The sequence below is a fragment of the Heliomicrobium modesticaldum Ice1 genome, from assembly GCF_000019165.1.
Lineage (GTDB): Bacteria > Bacillota > Desulfitobacteriia > Heliobacteriales > Heliobacteriaceae > Heliomicrobium > Heliomicrobium modesticaldum.
The window spans coordinates 422,067-437,390 of the sequence record NC_010337.2; the positions used below are offsets into that span (position 1 = coordinate 422,067).

Below are 15,324 nucleotides of genomic sequence, written 5' to 3' on the forward strand. Positions count from 1 at the left end.
GATTAAGACCTCCCCGCAACCATTTTTCCGGGGTTCAGCAGATAGTCGGGGTCAAGAGCTTCTTTGATGCGGCGCAGCACGTCCACACCGGTGGCGCCCAGTTCCCATTCGAGGTACTTCATCTTGGCCATGCCGATGCCGTGCTCGCCGGAGAGGGTGCCGCCCATGTCGACGGCGACGCGGAAGATCTCGTCGACGGCCTTGTGGACCCGCTTCATCTGCTCGGCATTGCGCTCGTCGCAGAGGATGGTCGGGTGCAGGTTGCCGTCGCCGGCGTGACCGAAGGTGCCGATGAGCAGGTCATATTTCTTGGCGATAGCGCGGATGGCCCGCAACATTTCAGGGATGCGGGAACGGGGCACGGTGGCGTCTTCCAAAACGGTCGTGGGCGATTTGCGGGCCAGGGCAGGCAGAGCGGCGCGGCGGGCAGCCCAGAGCTTTTCCCGTTCAGCATCGTCGCGGGCCACCTGGACCTTGCCGTTGAAGCGCTTGCAGACCTCGACGACGGCTTGCGCTTCTTTTTCTACGACCTCGGCGATGCCGTCGACTTCGATGAGCAGAACGGCTTCGGCGTCGGTGGGCAGGCCCGCTTTGGCGAAGGCTTCCACCGTCTCGATGGTGGTCTTGTCCATGATCTCCAGGGTGGCCGGGATGACTTTGGCGGCGATGATGCCGGCGATGGTCTTGCCGGCGTCATCGAGGTCGCTGAAGATAGCCAGCATGGATTTTTTCGTTTCCGGCGCCGGGATCAGCTTGACGATCAGTTCAGTGATGATGCCCAGGGTGCCTTCCGATCCGGTGAAAAGCTTCACGAGATCATAGGCAGTCACGTTTTTGACGGTCTTGCCGCCGGCGCGGAACTTCTCGCCGTTAGCCAGGACGACTTCCAAGCCCATGATGTAGTGCTTGGTGACGCCGTACTTCAGGCCGCGCAGGCCGCCGGAGCATTCCGCCGTGGAACCGGCCATCGTGGCCGTGGAGACGGTTCCCGGATCAGGCGGGTAGATCAGGCCGTAGGGGGCGACAGCCGCGTTCAGCGAGGCGATGATCACGCCCGGCTGGACGGTGGCGGTCAGGTTTTCGGCGTCGATCTCCAGGATCTTGTTCATCCTTTGAAAGGTCACGACGAGGCCGCCCTTGATGGGGATGGTGCCGCCGGAGAGGTTGGTGCCGGCACCGCGGGGGTAGACAGGGATCTTGTACTTGCTGGCGATGCGCATGATCGCCTGCACCTCTTCGGTGGTTTCAGGCATGATGACAGCGTCGGGACGTTTGGACGGCGCGTCCGCCGTGCCGTCAAAGGAGTAGCAGGCCAGATCTTCCACGGCGGTCAAAAGGCGCTCTTTGCCGAGCAGCGCTTCCACTTCCCGGATGGCTTGTTGTACAGACATAAATGAATCCTCCTCTTTCTTTACCCTTTGCGCAGTGCTTCCGCCAGAACCTCGGCGGTATGTCGGATCTTCACGGAACTGCGGCGTTTATCTAAACCACCGGAGATCTGCATCACGCAGCCGGGGCAGTCCACACAGACAAGCTCGCTTCCGGTGGCGGCGATGTTGTCGAGCTTCTTCTGCAGGATCGGGGCGGAGATTTCGGGGAACTTGACCAAGTAAGAACCAGCCATGCCGCAGCACTGATCGGAATCTTTCATCTCGACAAGCTCCATGCCGGCTACTTCGGTGAGCAGCTTGCGGGGAACGTCGGACAGGTGCAGGTGGCGGCGATAATGGCAGGAATCATGGTAGGTGAATTTGCCTTTGAGGCTCTTCTTCTTGCCGGGGGCTTTGACACCCAGTTCCTCAGCAAGGGCGGAGAAGTCGCGAACCTTAGCGGCCACCTTCTTGGCACGGTCATGCCAAGCGGGATCGTCTTTGAGGACCTCGACGACATCTTCCAGTAGGGCGACGGTGCAGGTCGGGCAGGCGGAGACGATATAGTCAGGGTTGCCCTCTTCCATGGCGGCGACGTTCTGCTTGGCCAGGCGGATCTGGGAGTCCCTGTCGCCCATATACTTGGCCGGGGCGCCGCAGCAAGCCTGTTCCCAGGGGAAGTAGACTTCGCAGCCGGCCTGTTCGAGCACGTCGTAGACAGCCGTGCCGATGTGGGGGTAGCAGAAGTCGATGAGGCAGCCGGCGTAGAAGTTGACCCGTTTTTTCTTGCCCCTGTTCTTCTTCTCCCGCTCCTTGGCGATGTCGCGAAAGGGCTTCGGCGCCACAGCCGGCAGGCTTCGCTCCTTCGTCAATTCGGAGAAGAAAAAGGGCAGGTGGCGGATGAAGGGCTTGCCGCCGGTCAGGGGCAACTGACCGACAGAGGCGACGCGGAGCAAGCTGTGCATCAGCTTCCGGTTAGCGACGACGTTAAAGATGGCCTTGGGGATCAGGCCGATGCCTTTTTTCTCGGCCATACGACGGCGCATCTCCAGAATCAGATCGGGAATGGGAATCTTGCCGGGGCAGACCTCGGTGCAACGGCCGCAGCCGAGACAGAGGTTTTGCGGCTTTTCGGCGTCAGTGGGATCGTTGAAGAAGAAGGTCAAGATGGCGCCGATGCCGCCGGCGTAGATATGGCCGTAGACGTGGCCGCCGACCATCTGGTAAGCCGGGCAGACGTTCAGGCAGGAGGCGCAGCGGATGCACTGCCAGGCCTGTTTGAACTTGGGATCCTTCAGCATGTCGCTGCGGCCGTTGTCCATGAGGACGATGTGCAGCTCCTTGTCTTGAACCTGGCCGTCTACCTCGGTGGGGGTGACGCCGGTGACCATGGTGACATAGCTGGTGATCAGCTGACCGGTGGCGCTCTTCGGCAGGGCCTTGATGATGTTGGCCGCTTCCTTGAAGTCCTTGATCACCTTTTCGATGCCGACGAGGGCGACGTGGACGCGAGGCAGGGTGGTTGTCAAGCGGGCGTTGCCCTCGTTAGTGACGGTGGCGATGGTGCCCGTCTCGGCGACGGCGAAGTTGGCGCCCGAGATGCCCATGTCAGCTTCGATGAACTTGGTCCGCAGCTCTGCGCGGGCCTTTTGCACCATGAGCGGGATATCGGGGGGGATGTCCGATTTCAATTCCTTGCTGAAGTAACCGGCCACCTGCTCTTTGGAGAGATGGATGGCAGGCATGACCATGTGGCTCGGCTTCTGGCCGGCCAGCTGGATGATCCATTCACCCAGGTCGGTCTCGTTGACGATCAGGCCGGCTTTTTTCAGGTGGTCGTTCAGATGGATCTCTTCGGAAGCCATGGACTTGGATTTGACAATCTTTTTGACTTTTTTCTCAATGGCCAAGTTGGCGATATAGCGGTTGGCGTCTTCGGCCGTTTTGGCGAAGTAGACCTTGGCGCCCCGCTTGGTGGCGTTCTCGGTGAAGAGCTTGATCAGTTGGTCCAGGTTTTCGCCGTTCTTCGCCTTGGCGCAGGCGATCTCGTTGCGCAACGCTTCGATGTCCACGCCCTGGTAGGCGTTTTTGCGGGCTGTCGGGTAGGCGTCGGCGAAGCGGCTGAGAGCGCCTCGCATGACCTGGTCGTTCAGGGCCTTTTGAATCGACGCTTTGAAGTCCTCGTTGTGCTGCTCGTTGGACATTCCTTTTACACCCCTTCGTCGACGACAATCACGATCAGTTTGCTGGGTCCATGGACGCCGATGGTGAGCACCCGCTCGATATCGGCCGTCCGGCTCGGGCCGGAGATGAAGGACATGTAGCCGGGAACGGCGCCGAAGTCTTTGACGACCGTTTCCAGCGCCTCGGCGACGGTCGGGAGAATCTTATTAAACGGGACGACAGCGATATGAGTCGGCGGCAGCATGGTCACAGCGCGGCCCAAGGGATCTGTTTCGGGATGAAAGATTGATCCTGTCTCTGCAACCGCATAGGGAACAAAGGTAATGCCCACATCGGCAATGTCGAGTTCATGGCGATCGAGTTTTTCGGAAATAGTGACCCCGGTCTTGGCCAGCGCGGCCCGGCAGTTGGTCTTCTCCAGTTGAGGCGTGGGAAAGAGGTGAACCCGTTGCGCCTTCAGCGCCTTGACCTGTTCGGCGATCAGGTCGCCGGCTTGAGCCCATGTGCCCACCCGATGAACCTGAGCGGACATGACCCCCGCCTTTTCCTTAAAAACGGAAAAAAGTTTTTCCGAGGACACGTTTCTTCCAACTCCTTCTATTCATATCGATTGGCGGTCAGACCGAGCTGGGATGATTGCCATGTTAAAAAAAGCACAAACAGATGTTCAGATGGTCTGACCACCAATCTGAAAACTTATTCGACGTTTGCTCCCGGAATCCTCCTTCTGCCTTTCGGGAATCATAAAATGTCGCTGCCATTTTTCCACTCCTGTAGGGGAAAAAAGCGAGGCGACCGTTGAAAAGCAGGAGGCGGTGACTGAGTGCAATGGCGCGATCCGGTGGACAAGCGAAACTTTTATTTTATGACAGCCAACGGCGCCCTTTACTTCACGGCGCTCGCCTTTATCGACGGCACCATCGTCGTGCCCCTCTTCCTCAACCAGCTCACCCAGTCGCCGGTCCTGGTGGGTTTGGCTTCGACCGTGCGCACAGTCGGTTTTTTTCTGCCGCAGATTTTGATGGCCGGCTGGGTGACCGGCGCCACCCGTCTGAACCGCTTCATCTTCCGCCTGCACCTGACGACGCGCCTGCCGCTGTTTCTGCCGGCACTGGCGGTCTGGTTCGACGCGCCGCCGGCACTTGTGGCCTTGCTGTTCTTGAGCGCCTACACCCTGTTCGCCTTCGGCGAGGGCATCGCCCAAGTGCCCTGGATGGATGTCTTCGGCCGGACCATCGACGATTCCCACCGAGGGAAGCTCTTCGGAACGATGCAGGCCCTCGGCGGCCTAGGCGCCCTGGCAGGCACCCTTGTCGTGCAGCGCGTCTTTGCATCGCCCCGCCTGACCTTCCCCGATAACTTTGCTCTCCTGATCGCCATCGGCGCTGCTTGCATGTTCCTATCGACAATCATGATCCGCCTGGCCGTCGATCCGCCGAAAACAAAAGAGGAGGCGCGCCAGTTATCGGTCGCCCATGTGCTCCGCCGGATCCCTCAGTACCTGACTGAGGACCGTCGCTTCTCGCGGATGTTGCTCGTCCAGGTGCTGACCAGTTTTAACGTGCTGGGCTTTCCCTTTTATATTCTCTTCATTCAGCAAGCAGGCGTACTGCCCCCATGGGCGCCGGGCTTCTTATTGTCGCTTCAGGTGCTCGGCCAAGTGAGCGGCGGACTGTTATTGGGCTACCTGAGCGATCGCGTCGGCAACCGCCGGACGATCATGTCCGTAACGGCGATCAATATCGCCGTTCCCCTGTTCATCGTCTTTTCTCAACAATTGGCAGGCATGGCCGCCTTCGCTGGCACAGGCCTCGGCTTCATGTTCCTCGGCGCCTGTTTCGGCGGGTGGCTGGGCTTTGTCAACTACCTGATGGAAATAACGCCAGCGGAAAAACGCCCTGTCTATGTGAGCCTCTCTAACCTCTTCTCCGCCCCTGTCGCCCTCCTCCCCATCACCGCCGGCGCCTTCCTCCGCCTCGTGCCGATGCAGTGGATCTTCTGGGTCGTAGCAGCGATTGAGGCGGCGGCGCTGCTGCTGGCCTATCGGCTGCCAGAGCCACGGGAGAGCAGGGGAGCGGGGACGCTTGACGCCGTCGGCAAGGTTGGTCTGGCGGGGGCAAAGCGAACTGTTCAGGGCGCCTTAGGCGAGAGGGCACCTACACCCGCCTACCCACCTGAGGAGGGAAAGGAATGAAGCCACCGGGGCTGGCAAAGGACCCTTCTCGAGGTTGGCAAAAGACCCTCCACGGGGCTGACAAAAAACCCTTCAATAGAAAAACCGGGAGACTCTTCCCGGTTTTTTCTCTGATGATGATTCGACGGCGCTACACTCGGCTGGGCCGAACCGACGACGCCGCCTGCTCCATCCCTGTCTCCAGCGCCGCCCTGTTGACGGGCAGCAGGTTGTGTCGGCGAGGCGGCAGGATTTTTTGCAGGGCTGCCATGATCGATTCCTTGTCGACCACATTTGTCAGCCTGAGGAGCGCTCCCAGGAGAAACATGTTGGCCACCTTCAGGTTGCCCAACTGGTTAGCCAGGTCATTGGCGGCCAGACACAGTTGGGCGATATCGGTGCGGGGGCTGGACCGGCCGATCAAAGACGAATTGATCAGCAATAAGCCGCCCGGAACCAGCAGAGGGCCGAATTTTTCCAGCGAAGGCTGGTTGAGGACGATGGCGCCGGTTGGTTCGTAGACGATGGGCGAGGCAACAGGCCGTTCGGAAACGGTGACGGCGCAGTTAGCCGTACCGCCGCGCATCTCGGGACCGTAAGAGGGGATCCAGGCCACGTGTTTTCCTTCGAGCATCCCGGCGTAGGCCACCAGTTGGCCCATCAGCATGACACCCTGGCCGCCGAAACCGGCGAAGATCAGACGATGTTCCATCTTACTGCACCCCCTCGGGGATCCGGAAATCCTTGATCGGGTAGTAAGGCAGCATATACTGCTCCAGCCACTTGTTGGCGTCCAAGGGCGTCATCCCCCAGTTGGTGGGGCATGCGGACAGGACCTCAACGAAGGAGAAGCCTTTTCCCTCCTGCTGGCACTGGAAGGCGCGGCGGATCGCTTTTTTCGCCCGCACCACCTGAGCCGGCGTATGTACAGAGACGCGGCTGATGAAGGCGGGGCGCTGCAGCGTGTTCAGCATCTCGCAGACCTGGATGGGTGCGCCGTCAGCGCCGGCGTCGCGGCCTTGCGGGGCTGTCGTCGTCGACTGACCGAGGAGCGTCGTCGGCGCTGACTGGCCACCGGTCATGCCGTAGATGGCGTTGTTGACGAAGATGACCGTCACATTCTCACCTCGGGCTGCCGTGTGGATGATCTCCGACGTACCGATGGCAGCCAGGTCGCCGTCACCTTGATAGGTGAAGACGATCCGGTCCGGCAGCGCCCGTTTGACACCGGTAGCGACGGCTGGCGCCCGGCCGTGCGGGGCCTGAATGAAGTCTGTATCGATGTAATCGTAGATAAAAACGGAACAACCGACAGGGGCGACCCCGATCGTGCGGGGGGCCAGTTCCAGTTCATCGATGGCTTCCGCCACGAGCCGGTGGATGATGCCGTGGTGGCATCCCGGACAGTAATGGGAGGCCACATCGCGCAGGCAGTCGGGCCGGCTGAATACTTTTGTTCCCATCGCTTAGGCCGCTCCTCCCTCGTTTGGTTGCGCCGTCTCGGCGTTCCCTTTTTTTTCAGCTAGTTCCTCCAGGCGGGCGGCGATCACCCGGGGGTCTGGGACCATGCCGCCGGAACGCCCGTAAAAGGCGACAGGCTGCCGGCCGCCGACGGCCAAGCGCACGTCTTCCACCATCTGACCGGTGCTCAGTTCCACCGTGAGGAACCAGGCCCCGCCTTCGGCGGCTTTGCGAAGCGGCGCTGACGGGAAGGGAAACAGGGTGATCGGCCGGATCAGGCCAGCGCGGATGCCTTTTTCACGAACCATATCGACTGCGGCCATACACAGCCGCGCCGCTGTGCCATAGGCGACGGCGATGATCTCAGCGTCATCAGTCCGGTAGCATTCAAAGCGGGTCTCCCGCTCCTCCATGGCGCTGTACTTGGCACGCAGGTGATCGCAAAAGCGCTCTGCTTCCTCCGGCTGAATATATAAGGAAGTGATCAGTTTCGCCTTCTCATTGTCCCCTTTCCCCGTCGTCGCCCAGGGCTTCTCGACGGTCTTCTCGGGCGACGGAGCGGGCAGGACGACAGGCTCCATCATCTGACCGAGGACGCCGTCGCCCAGGATGAGGACGGGATTGCGGTACTCGTCGGCTTTTTCAAAGGCCAGCGCCGTCAGGTCGACCATCTCTTGGACAGAGGCCGGCGCCAGCACCATCAACCTGTAGTCGCCATGACCGCCCCCTTTGGTGGCCTGGAAGTAGTCGCTCTGGGTGGGGGCGATCCCGCCAAGGCCCGGACCGGTGCGCATGATGTTGACGATGACCGCCGGCACTTCCGACCCGGCGATGTAGGAGATACCCTCCTGCTTGAGGCTGATGCCAGGGCCAGACGAGGAGGTCATGACGCGAACGCCGGCGCAGGCGGCACCGAAGACCATGTTGATGGCGCCGATCTCACTCTCCGACTGAAGAAAGGTCCCACCCACCTCCGGCAGGTGGCGGGCCATGTACTCCAGCAATTCGTTTTGGGGCGTGATGGGATAGCCGAAGAAAAAACGGCAACCGGCTCGGATAGCCGCCTCGGCCAGGGCCTCGTTTCCTTTCATCAGCACCTTTTCGGCCATGTTGATCACCTTTCTTCCTATTTCTCCACTTCGATGACCAGATCAGGGCAGACACGCGCGCATAGGGCGCATCCCCTGCATTTCTCCATATCGGTCACCACGGCCGGCTGAAACCCTTTGGCATTCAGGCGGCTCTCATCCATGACGACGATCCCCGCCGGACAGGCGGCCGTACAGAGGCGGCACCCCTTGCAACGTTCTTCCCGGAATATGACTTTCGGCAACAACAACACCTCCCCGGCTGATGATTTGTTAGGTCTATCTATTCGAAAGGTTTCGAATATTTTGTGATTAAAAGATCTATCTCTCCGCCTTAGCGTAGATTCAGTGGTAGGTGATCGCAGCCCTTGCGCTTATGGGCGGACGTAGCCCCAACCGTCTCCTGTCTCAGGACGGATGTATTGGACTGTGAGCGATTTGCGCGTAGCGGCGAAGAACGACTGTATCCCCATCCGTCCCTGTCCCTGGCCGGATGTATTGGACTGTGAGCGATTTGCGCGTAGCGGCGAAGAACGACCGCAGCCTGTGGAGCGGTAAGGGCGCCAAGGTTCACAGGCAGAAAAGCCCAGAGGTTTGGCGCCCAAGCGGAACAGGCAAGGGAGCCGCCGCGGAGCGCTTAGCGAACAGTCCAATGCCCCCGGCCCCCTAATCGAGCCGCTTCCGAAACCGCCGCAATGCCACCACAAACAAAAAGACCGTAAAAGCCGCTAGCGACAAAACCTCCCGATACAACTCCCCCATCCCGATCTCCTTCAGGAAGATGCCGCGCAGGATGACCAAAAAGTCCGTCAGGGGAATGAAGTTACCCAGGATGCGGATCGGAGTAGGCATCGTTTCGCGAGGGAAGACAAAGCCGGAGAGGAGGATGCTCGGCAGGATGAAGGCGAAGGCCATCTGCATCGCTTGCAACTGGTTGTCGCTGAAGGTCGACATGAGCATGCCGATGCTGAGGGACGTTAGGACAAATAAAAAAGCCAGTCCAAACAGCAAGGGAAGGCTCCCCCGGACCGGAACAGAGAACCATGCGCTTCCGGCGCTCAGGACGAGTGTGAAGGAGATCATGCCAACGATGACGTAGGGGCAGAGTTTGCCCAGGATCAGTTCGGCAGGACGGACCGGCGTGACAATCAACTGCTCCATGGTGCCCCGCTCCTTTTCCCGAACGAGGGCAAAGGCGGTCAACGTCATCGTCACGTTCTGCATGATCAGACCGATCAGGGCAGGAATCGTGAAAAAGTGAGTTTTCAACTCCCGATTATACCAGATTCCAATCCGTGCTTCCAAGGGAAAAGACTGCTGAAGAGCTCCTTCTTTCTGGCGCAACATCTGCGCACCGTGCGCCTGCACGAGCGATTGGGCCACTTGCAAGGCCTGACGGGTCGACTGGGGCTCTGTCCCATCGAGCAGCACCTGAATCGTCGCCAGTCGGCCGGCTTGCAAATTGGCGGCAAAATCAGGCGGAATGATCAAGGCCACTCGGCTCCGACCGGCAGCCAGCGACTGGCCTATATCACCATAACCTCCGGCGCTCTCTTTCAACTCGAAATAGGTGGTGTTGACAAAGGCTTGCAGCAGTTCTCTGCTTTCAGCGCTGCGGCACTGATCCCAGACGACCGTCGGCAAGCGCCGCACATCAGGATTGACGCCGTAGCCGAAAAGGAAGAGCATCATCAACGGTATGCCGGCCGCCATAGCAAGGCTGGGCCGATCCCGCCAGAGATGAAGGAACTCCTTGCGAAAGACAGACCAAAAGGGCGTCCGGCGTATGCCTTTCAACGTGTCAGGGGCAACTCCTTTCGCTCGCTTCAATCTTCTCCGTTGTCTGGCTTCACCTGGACAGACATTCCCGGCCGCAAACGCTCACAGCCTTCTCGGATTGCGATCTTTACGGCGAAGACACGGTCGCCGGATTTGCCTGAGCCGCCAACGATGAAGGAGGAAAACTCCTCCTGTTCACTGACCTGTTCGACCGTTCCGGCAAAAGTCTCCATCCCCTCGACCAGACGGACCTTTCCGCCCGGAGTAAACTGAGGCAACGCCTCTGCCGGGACGAAGATGCGCACCTTGAGATCCTGCCGGTCGATGAGGGTGGCGATCGGCGCGCCAGGACCAATCGTCTGACCCGGCTGAACGTGGATGCGCTGCACCGTTCCTCCCCGTCCAGCCCGAACAGTACAGCGATCCCGTTCTAAGCGGGCCAACTCCAGGGAATGTTCCGCTTGCGCGACCTGGGCCGCCAAGAGCGCCGGTGAGACAGCGGCATCGCCAACCCTGCCAGAAGCCCGCGCCAATGCCAAAGCGGCCTCGGCTTGCCGAACGCGGAGTTCGGCATAGGTATCATCTATCTGAGCGACCACATCCTCCCCCGCCAGCGTGTCGCCTTCTCGTACAGAAAGCCGTTGCATCCGCCCGGTCACTTCCGCTACCACGGTAAAGACATCGGCCTCTACAAAACCGGCGTAACGGCTCGGTTCAGTGCGGCTCAGCCGAGACAAGGGCTGTTCGGGTAAGTCAGGCAGAAAGGCTGCGACCCCCAGAAGAGACGTCAAAGCCAAGGAAATGATCGCTTTCTTCGCGCGCAAGCTCTGCTTCCTTCCGAACATCCCATTTTCTCGCCGCCTCCCGCTACCTCTGATGCCTCACCGCTGTCCGCTGCTTCTGCCTGCTTCGCTGCATTTATTTTGTCCGTGAACCTATCGTCAAATCGCACAAAAAAACAGCCACAACGGCACTTCGACCGCAGTGGCTATCACCATGACAGACTGGCAGACAATTGTCGTCACAAGCTGCTGATAAAAACCGTTCAAATCAAGGCGCCTACACGCCGCTCCTGAATTTTGAAGGCCCCCTTCCCGTCAGGCCGGAGGACATAGGTCACCTTCTGGTCCAAAAAGCCGTACTTCCCCGCTCCCGACAGATATCCCTCCACCTGCACCTCCTCAGGCGTCCGACTGACAATGCGCCAACTATGAACCGTCGTCGCGTCGATGACCACACCATCTACCGGTCTGCCTGCAACCGCCGACTCCTTGTCGGCATACCGACTCTCCCATAAGCTATGAACGTTGTCGTGTGACCAGTAGGCGCCGAGAAATCGCTGCAGATCCTCCTCGCGGCGTATGGTCGGCGGCGGTTGCAGCCCCCGTTCCTTGAGCAGTTTCGTGTTTTCTCTCGCCGCCGCCCGCATCCAGAGGATCTCCGCCCACCGGGTAAAAGCCACATAATCCTCATCGCGCCAGGGAGCGCCGCCCCGCAAAAAGCCGGTCGCCGTCTCCCGATCCCAAACCCACCCGTCGCCTAGGTGGCGCGCAAGCCAGTAGACAGACACCAGCATGCGGTCATCCTCGATCTTGCCGGAAGCACGGGTGCCCCGTTCCCAGGGCTGCCATTTTCGGTTCAGCGGCGCCGCCTGCACCTCCAGGCAAAGGTTGTCGCGCCGGATGACGGCTTTCCGGCTTTTATTGTCATAAGTGACTTCGGCCCCAAGCGCCTCCGCCAGCGGGCGAACTGGCGCCAGGATATAGCCGCGCTCAATGCGGGGATGAGGGGCGAATTCCATCGGCAAGCCGTTCAGCACGATGACAGGCCGCCTTTCTGCGCTCGATCGCCCGGGAGGCGCAGCCAATTGGGCCTCGCTCCACTCGGAGGAAACCAGAAGCATGAGCGAAAGGGCTACTGCCAAAAAAAACATTTTTCTGCCGATCCGTCTCAATCTATTTCCCCCACCAGCTCGATACGGTAAAAAAACAAGCTCAGTCTATTATACGCCGCTTTATGGCATATTATTCCATTTGTCTGTTTATGAAATACCCTTTCCTTCTTCGCACTCCCTGGCATTGCCCCCGATGCAGGCAGAGACTTTGCCGAAATCAAAAACGCTCACGACCTGTCGGGTCGCAAGCGATGATGAACATGGCTTTCCGTAAAAAAACGCCGGCCCCAGCAAGCCGGCAGAGAGGCATTCCGATCACTGCGCCACCCGGATGCTCATCCCATCCTCAGCGATCATGAAACGCGGTTGCGCCAAACCGTACTGGGCCATCAACCGCTCATAGCCCTCCCCTTCTGTGAGATGGACAATCGCCACCTGCTTCGGATTCGTCTTCTTCATCAAACGCGCCACATCGTGGAGGGAGGAGTGCTTGCCGGCGGCCTTGTCGGCGCCGTTGCACTCGTGAATGAGGCAGGTGGCTTCCAAGGCCACTGTTTCCAGGAGGGGGTTGTAGGCGGTATCAGCCGAGTAGACCACCTTGATGGGGCTTTTTTCGAGCCCCTCCTTCGATTCATCAAGAAAGGATACGCCCATCGTCGGGATGCCGTGGATAGCCGGGAAGGTGGAAACCGTCAGTGAACCATCCTGCAAGGCTTCCGTCTCCCTCTCCTCCAACGGTTGCTCCCGGAATGCGATGGGGAACATGTTCGGCTTCGTCGTCAATTCAAACAGATCGAGCAGTCCCTGAACGATGCCTCTCGCCCCTGCCGGAAAATAGATGGGCAACAATTTTTTTCGCCCGGCCAACCAGAGACTCTGAATCAAGGCCGGCAACCCATAGGTGTGATCGGGGTGGCCGTGGGTGATCAGAATGGCGCCCAGGTCATCCGGTCGCAGGCCCGCCTTGACCAATTTGGGCCAGGGCGCGCCACCGCAGTCGACCAAATAGGCCTTACCCACTTGCACCAGAAAAAAGGTGTTTTCCCGGTTAGGGTAACTCAACCCGTTCCCCGTTCCGAAAAAAGTGATGCGAAACATAGCAGACTCCTTTCAGTCGGCTTCGCCGCTCGCCCTTTGGCCGTTAAACATCGCGGCCATTTCGGGCATTGGTAGTCTCTCCATTTTCGTGAAAACTAGTGTCATCTCCTGCTCTTAAGAAGAGAAGGCCTGCTGAACGGGAAGAGAGATTGCCTTAGAGACAAGTTCCCGCTAGACTATGACCATAGCCTGGCAAAGAACCATCGCCAGACAACGAAGGGTATAAACGCAACCGGCGACAACGGGAGGAATCAGCTTGCTGCTCGTTCTGGATATCGGGAATACGAATATCGTCTGCGCTGTCTTTGACGATGATAAACAAAGCGCCTCCTGGCGCCTGGCGACAGACCGCCGCAAAACGGTGGACGAATACCGCATCCTCATGCTGGAGGCCCTAGAGACCAAACAAATCGCGATGGGGGACATTGACCGGGTGGCCATCTCCTCTGTCGTCCCCCCTGTCAACCCGGTCCTGATCAAGATGTTCCGCGACTACTGGGGCCTCCAGCCCCTGCTCGTCCAACCGGGCATCAAAACCGGGCTGAACATCAAGATCGATGATCCCCGCGCGCTCGGTCCGGATCGGATCGTCAATGCCGTCGCCGCCTACTCCCTCTACGGCGGTCCGGTGATCATCGTCGATCTGGGAACGGCGACGACCGTCTGCGCCGTCAACGAAAAGGGGGACTTCCTCGGCGGGGTGATCTGCCCGGGCATCGGCATATCGGTGGAAGCGCTGGTGGCGCATGCGGCCAAACTGCCCCGCGTGGAGATCACCGAGCCGGAACAGGCCATCGGCAAAAACACCGTCGCCGGCATGCAGTCCGGGATCTACTATGGCTATGTGGGAATGGTGGACGGACTGGTCCGCCGATTTAAAAACGAAATGGGGGAATCGTCTGATTCCCCCGTCAAGGTTGTCGCTACCGGCGGCTTCGGTGAACTGATCGGCCGCGGCTGCGCCACCGTGGACCATATTCATCCCTCACTGACATTGGAGGGCCTGCGGTTACTCTATGAACGGAACCGGCCGGCGGCTTTATCGCGGCGCGCCATCAGGCCACGGTAAAGCTCTGATCAGGCGCCCCGTTCCCGCTCCGTTAGAACGTAAACAGCCATAGATCGCCGCCTGCCGATCCGGGGAGAATCAGGCCGACAAAATGGTTGTCACTGTTGATCAAGCGAGCGCCCGCAGCAAAAGAAAAGACGGACGGGCTCTCACTGCCCTTCGGGTAGACCTTCAACATCGACTTCGGTTCATCCACGACGACCAACTGGCCCTCCGGTCCGACGAGCATCCGGTCGCGGTGCGCCGTCTCGGGCAGACGGATGCTCTTCTCCAATTTCTTACCGTTCCAAACCCACAGCTCCTGCACCTGACGGCCCGGTCCCTGCCCCAGGTAGAGGTTGTTTTTGGCGTCCATGCCGACGAGCAGGTAGTTGAGCGCCTGTCCCGCTGCCGGATTGATCAACTGGGTTCCCTTGATCCCCTGCACGAAAGGCTTGCTGGCGCTGTCTCCGCTCCAGAACTCGGCATAGACCTGCCCCTGCGCAGGATTCACGCGGAGCCGCTCGACATTCGTGCCGGCGCGAAGGGCGATCCTCGCGGCGTCGTGTTGGATATCCACCCGGTAGAGGCCCGTCGTCTGGCGAGAGTCGCCCAGGGTAAGATAGAGCAGGTTCGACTGGGTCGACACGACAGCCTCCTTGACCTCATCGGCAGCCGTCAACCCGCGGATACGCGTCGAGAAGATCCGCTGCCCCCCGTCGGCGTTCAAAAAGGAAAACTCCAGCTGTTTAGAGGAGGGATTGCTGGGCATGGGACGCTTGTCCACACGGTTCATCGAATCGACCAACACCTGGTTGGCCGTTTTCCCTTTCGAGGAGGGCGCAGGCAGGTTCACTGGCGCCGCCGACTGCTCTGTGATCAACAAGAGGCGGTTGCGATCATTCAGCCACTGCACCAAGGCCACTCGCTGGCCGGGAGGCATCTTTTCACTGTAAAAGGGACGTCCTTCTTCGATGTCCCAGACGGTGAAGCCGTCGCCGTCGTTCCAAACAAGGTACTCCCCTCTATGGGACAAAGAGAACTGCCGCGCCCGCTCCAGCGGCGCCTTCACCTTGACCTGCCGCCACTGGCTTTTTCCCGCCGACACAGGGTGATCATCGGGGTTGACGGCCTGGGCCGCCCAGTTTTCCAGCAACCAAAAGACGCCGCCTTGCAGGAGGACAGCCGCGAGGACCATCGCGCCGACGGCTTTGATGGTTTTACGCATC

General features: G+C 59.7%; 14 protein-coding genes. 2 read left to right on the forward strand and 12 right to left on the reverse strand.

Features of this window, described 5'->3' with window-relative positions; all coding sequences use genetic code 11:
• Nucleotides 1-2: 2 nt before the first annotated feature.
• Genes HM1_RS01920 through HM1_RS01930 form a run of 3 tightly spaced genes read right to left on the reverse strand, consistent with a single transcriptional unit; the run spans nt 3 to nt 4,134 of the window.
• Entirely contained in the window at nt 3-1,391 is a 1,389-nt protein-coding gene (locus HM1_RS01920; protein WP_012281569.1) for an FAD-binding oxidoreductase, read from the reverse strand.
• 20 nt (nt 1,392-1,411) lie between these two features.
• On the reverse strand, nt 1,412-3,574 hold the full coding sequence (gene ldhH, locus HM1_RS01925) for an L-lactate dehydrogenase (quinone) large subunit LdhH (RefSeq protein WP_012281570.1): 2,163 nt from the start codon (nt 3,572-3,574) through the stop codon (nt 1,412-1,414).
• A gap of 5 nt (nt 3,575-3,579) precedes the next feature.
• Nucleotides 3,580-4,134, reverse strand: a complete 555-nt coding sequence (locus HM1_RS01930; RefSeq protein WP_012281571.1) for a LutC/YkgG family protein — start codon at nt 4,132-4,134, stop codon at nt 3,580-3,582.
• A 243-nt stretch (nt 4,135-4,377) separates the two neighbouring features.
• Here HM1_RS01930 and HM1_RS01935 point away from each other — a divergent pair, with 243 nt between their 5' ends.
• On the forward strand, nt 4,378-5,748 hold the full coding sequence (locus HM1_RS01935; protein WP_012281572.1) for an MFS transporter: 1,371 nt from the start codon (nt 4,378-4,380) through the stop codon (nt 5,746-5,748).
• A gap of 130 nt (nt 5,749-5,878) precedes the next feature.
• Here HM1_RS01935 and HM1_RS01940 read toward each other — a convergent pair whose 3' ends face one another.
• The 8 genes from HM1_RS01940 to HM1_RS01975 form a co-directional block, all read right to left on the reverse strand.
• Nucleotides 5,879-6,439: a 2-oxoacid:acceptor oxidoreductase family protein gene (locus tag HM1_RS01940; protein WP_012281573.1), complete on the reverse strand. Its 561-nt coding sequence runs from the start codon at nt 6,437-6,439 to the stop codon at nt 5,879-5,881.
• Nucleotide 6,440: 1 nt separating this feature from the next.
• Nucleotides 6,441-7,190, reverse strand: a complete 750-nt coding sequence (locus tag HM1_RS01945) for a thiamine pyrophosphate-dependent enzyme (RefSeq protein WP_012281574.1) — start codon at nt 7,188-7,190, stop codon at nt 6,441-6,443.
• A gap of 3 nt (nt 7,191-7,193) precedes the next feature.
• Nucleotides 7,194-8,297, reverse strand: coding sequence for a 3-methyl-2-oxobutanoate dehydrogenase subunit VorB (locus HM1_RS01950; RefSeq protein WP_041313104.1), 1,104 nt, complete (start codon nt 8,295-8,297; stop codon nt 7,194-7,196).
• 17 nt (nt 8,298-8,314) lie between these two features.
• A complete protein-coding gene (locus HM1_RS01955) occupies nt 8,315-8,521 on the reverse strand; it encodes a 4Fe-4S binding protein (protein WP_012281576.1) in 207 nt (68 codons plus the stop codon).
• 421 nt (nt 8,522-8,942) lie between these two features.
• A complete protein-coding gene (locus HM1_RS01960) occupies nt 8,943-10,073 on the reverse strand; it encodes an ABC transporter permease (protein WP_012281578.1) in 1,131 nt (376 codons plus the stop codon).
• 29 nt (nt 10,074-10,102) lie between these two features.
• Nucleotides 10,103-10,879, reverse strand: a complete 777-nt coding sequence (locus HM1_RS01965; protein ID WP_012281579.1) for an HlyD family secretion protein — start codon at nt 10,877-10,879, stop codon at nt 10,103-10,105.
• A 221-nt stretch (nt 10,880-11,100) separates the two neighbouring features.
• Nucleotides 11,101-12,009, reverse strand: a complete 909-nt coding sequence (locus HM1_RS01970) for a copper amine oxidase N-terminal domain-containing protein (RefSeq protein WP_148207055.1) — start codon at nt 12,007-12,009, stop codon at nt 11,101-11,103.
• 255 nt (nt 12,010-12,264) lie between these two features.
• Nucleotides 12,265-13,047 (reverse strand): MBL fold metallo-hydrolase, encoded by a 783-nt coding sequence (locus tag HM1_RS01975; RefSeq protein ID WP_012281581.1) that lies wholly within the window; start codon nt 13,045-13,047, stop codon nt 12,265-12,267.
• A gap of 256 nt (nt 13,048-13,303) precedes the next feature.
• Here HM1_RS01975 and HM1_RS01980 point away from each other — a divergent pair, with 256 nt between their 5' ends.
• A complete protein-coding gene (locus HM1_RS01980) occupies nt 13,304-14,116 on the forward strand; it encodes a type III pantothenate kinase (protein ID WP_012281582.1) in 813 nt (270 codons plus the stop codon).
• 31 nt (nt 14,117-14,147) lie between these two features.
• Here the strand turns inward: HM1_RS01980 and HM1_RS01985 are convergent, their stop codons facing one another.
• Nucleotides 14,148-15,323: a hypothetical protein gene (locus HM1_RS01985; RefSeq protein WP_012281583.1), complete on the reverse strand. Its 1,176-nt coding sequence runs from the start codon at nt 15,321-15,323 to the stop codon at nt 14,148-14,150.
• Nucleotide 15,324 lies beyond the last annotated feature (1 nt).

Bases quoted from the DNA above. Each gene is read 5' to 3' on its own strand.
- HM1_RS01920 (WP_012281569.1), bottom strand. From the start codon at position 1,391: ATGTCTGTACAACAAGCCATCCGGGAAGTGGAAGCGCTGCTCGGCAAA.
- ldhH (WP_012281570.1), bottom strand. From the start codon at position 3,574: ATGTCCAACGAGCAGCACAACGAGGACTTCAAAGCGTCGATTCAAAAG.
- HM1_RS01940 (WP_012281573.1), bottom strand. From the start codon at position 6,439: ATGGAACATCGTCTGATCTTCGCCGGTTTCGGCGGCCAGGGTGTCATG.
- HM1_RS01945 (WP_012281574.1), bottom strand. From the start codon at position 7,190: ATGGGAACAAAAGTATTCAGCCGGCCCGACTGCCTGCGCGATGTGGCC.
- HM1_RS01950 (WP_041313104.1), bottom strand. From the start codon at position 8,297: ATGGCCGAAAAGGTGCTGATGAAAGGAAACGAGGCCCTGGCCGAGGCG.
- HM1_RS01975 (WP_012281581.1), bottom strand. From the start codon at position 13,047: ATGTTTCGCATCACTTTTTTCGGAACGGGGAACGGGTTGAGTTACCCT.
- HM1_RS01985 (WP_012281583.1), bottom strand. From the start codon at position 15,323: ATGCGTAAAACCATCAAAGCCGTCGGCGCGATGGTCCTCGCGGCTGTC.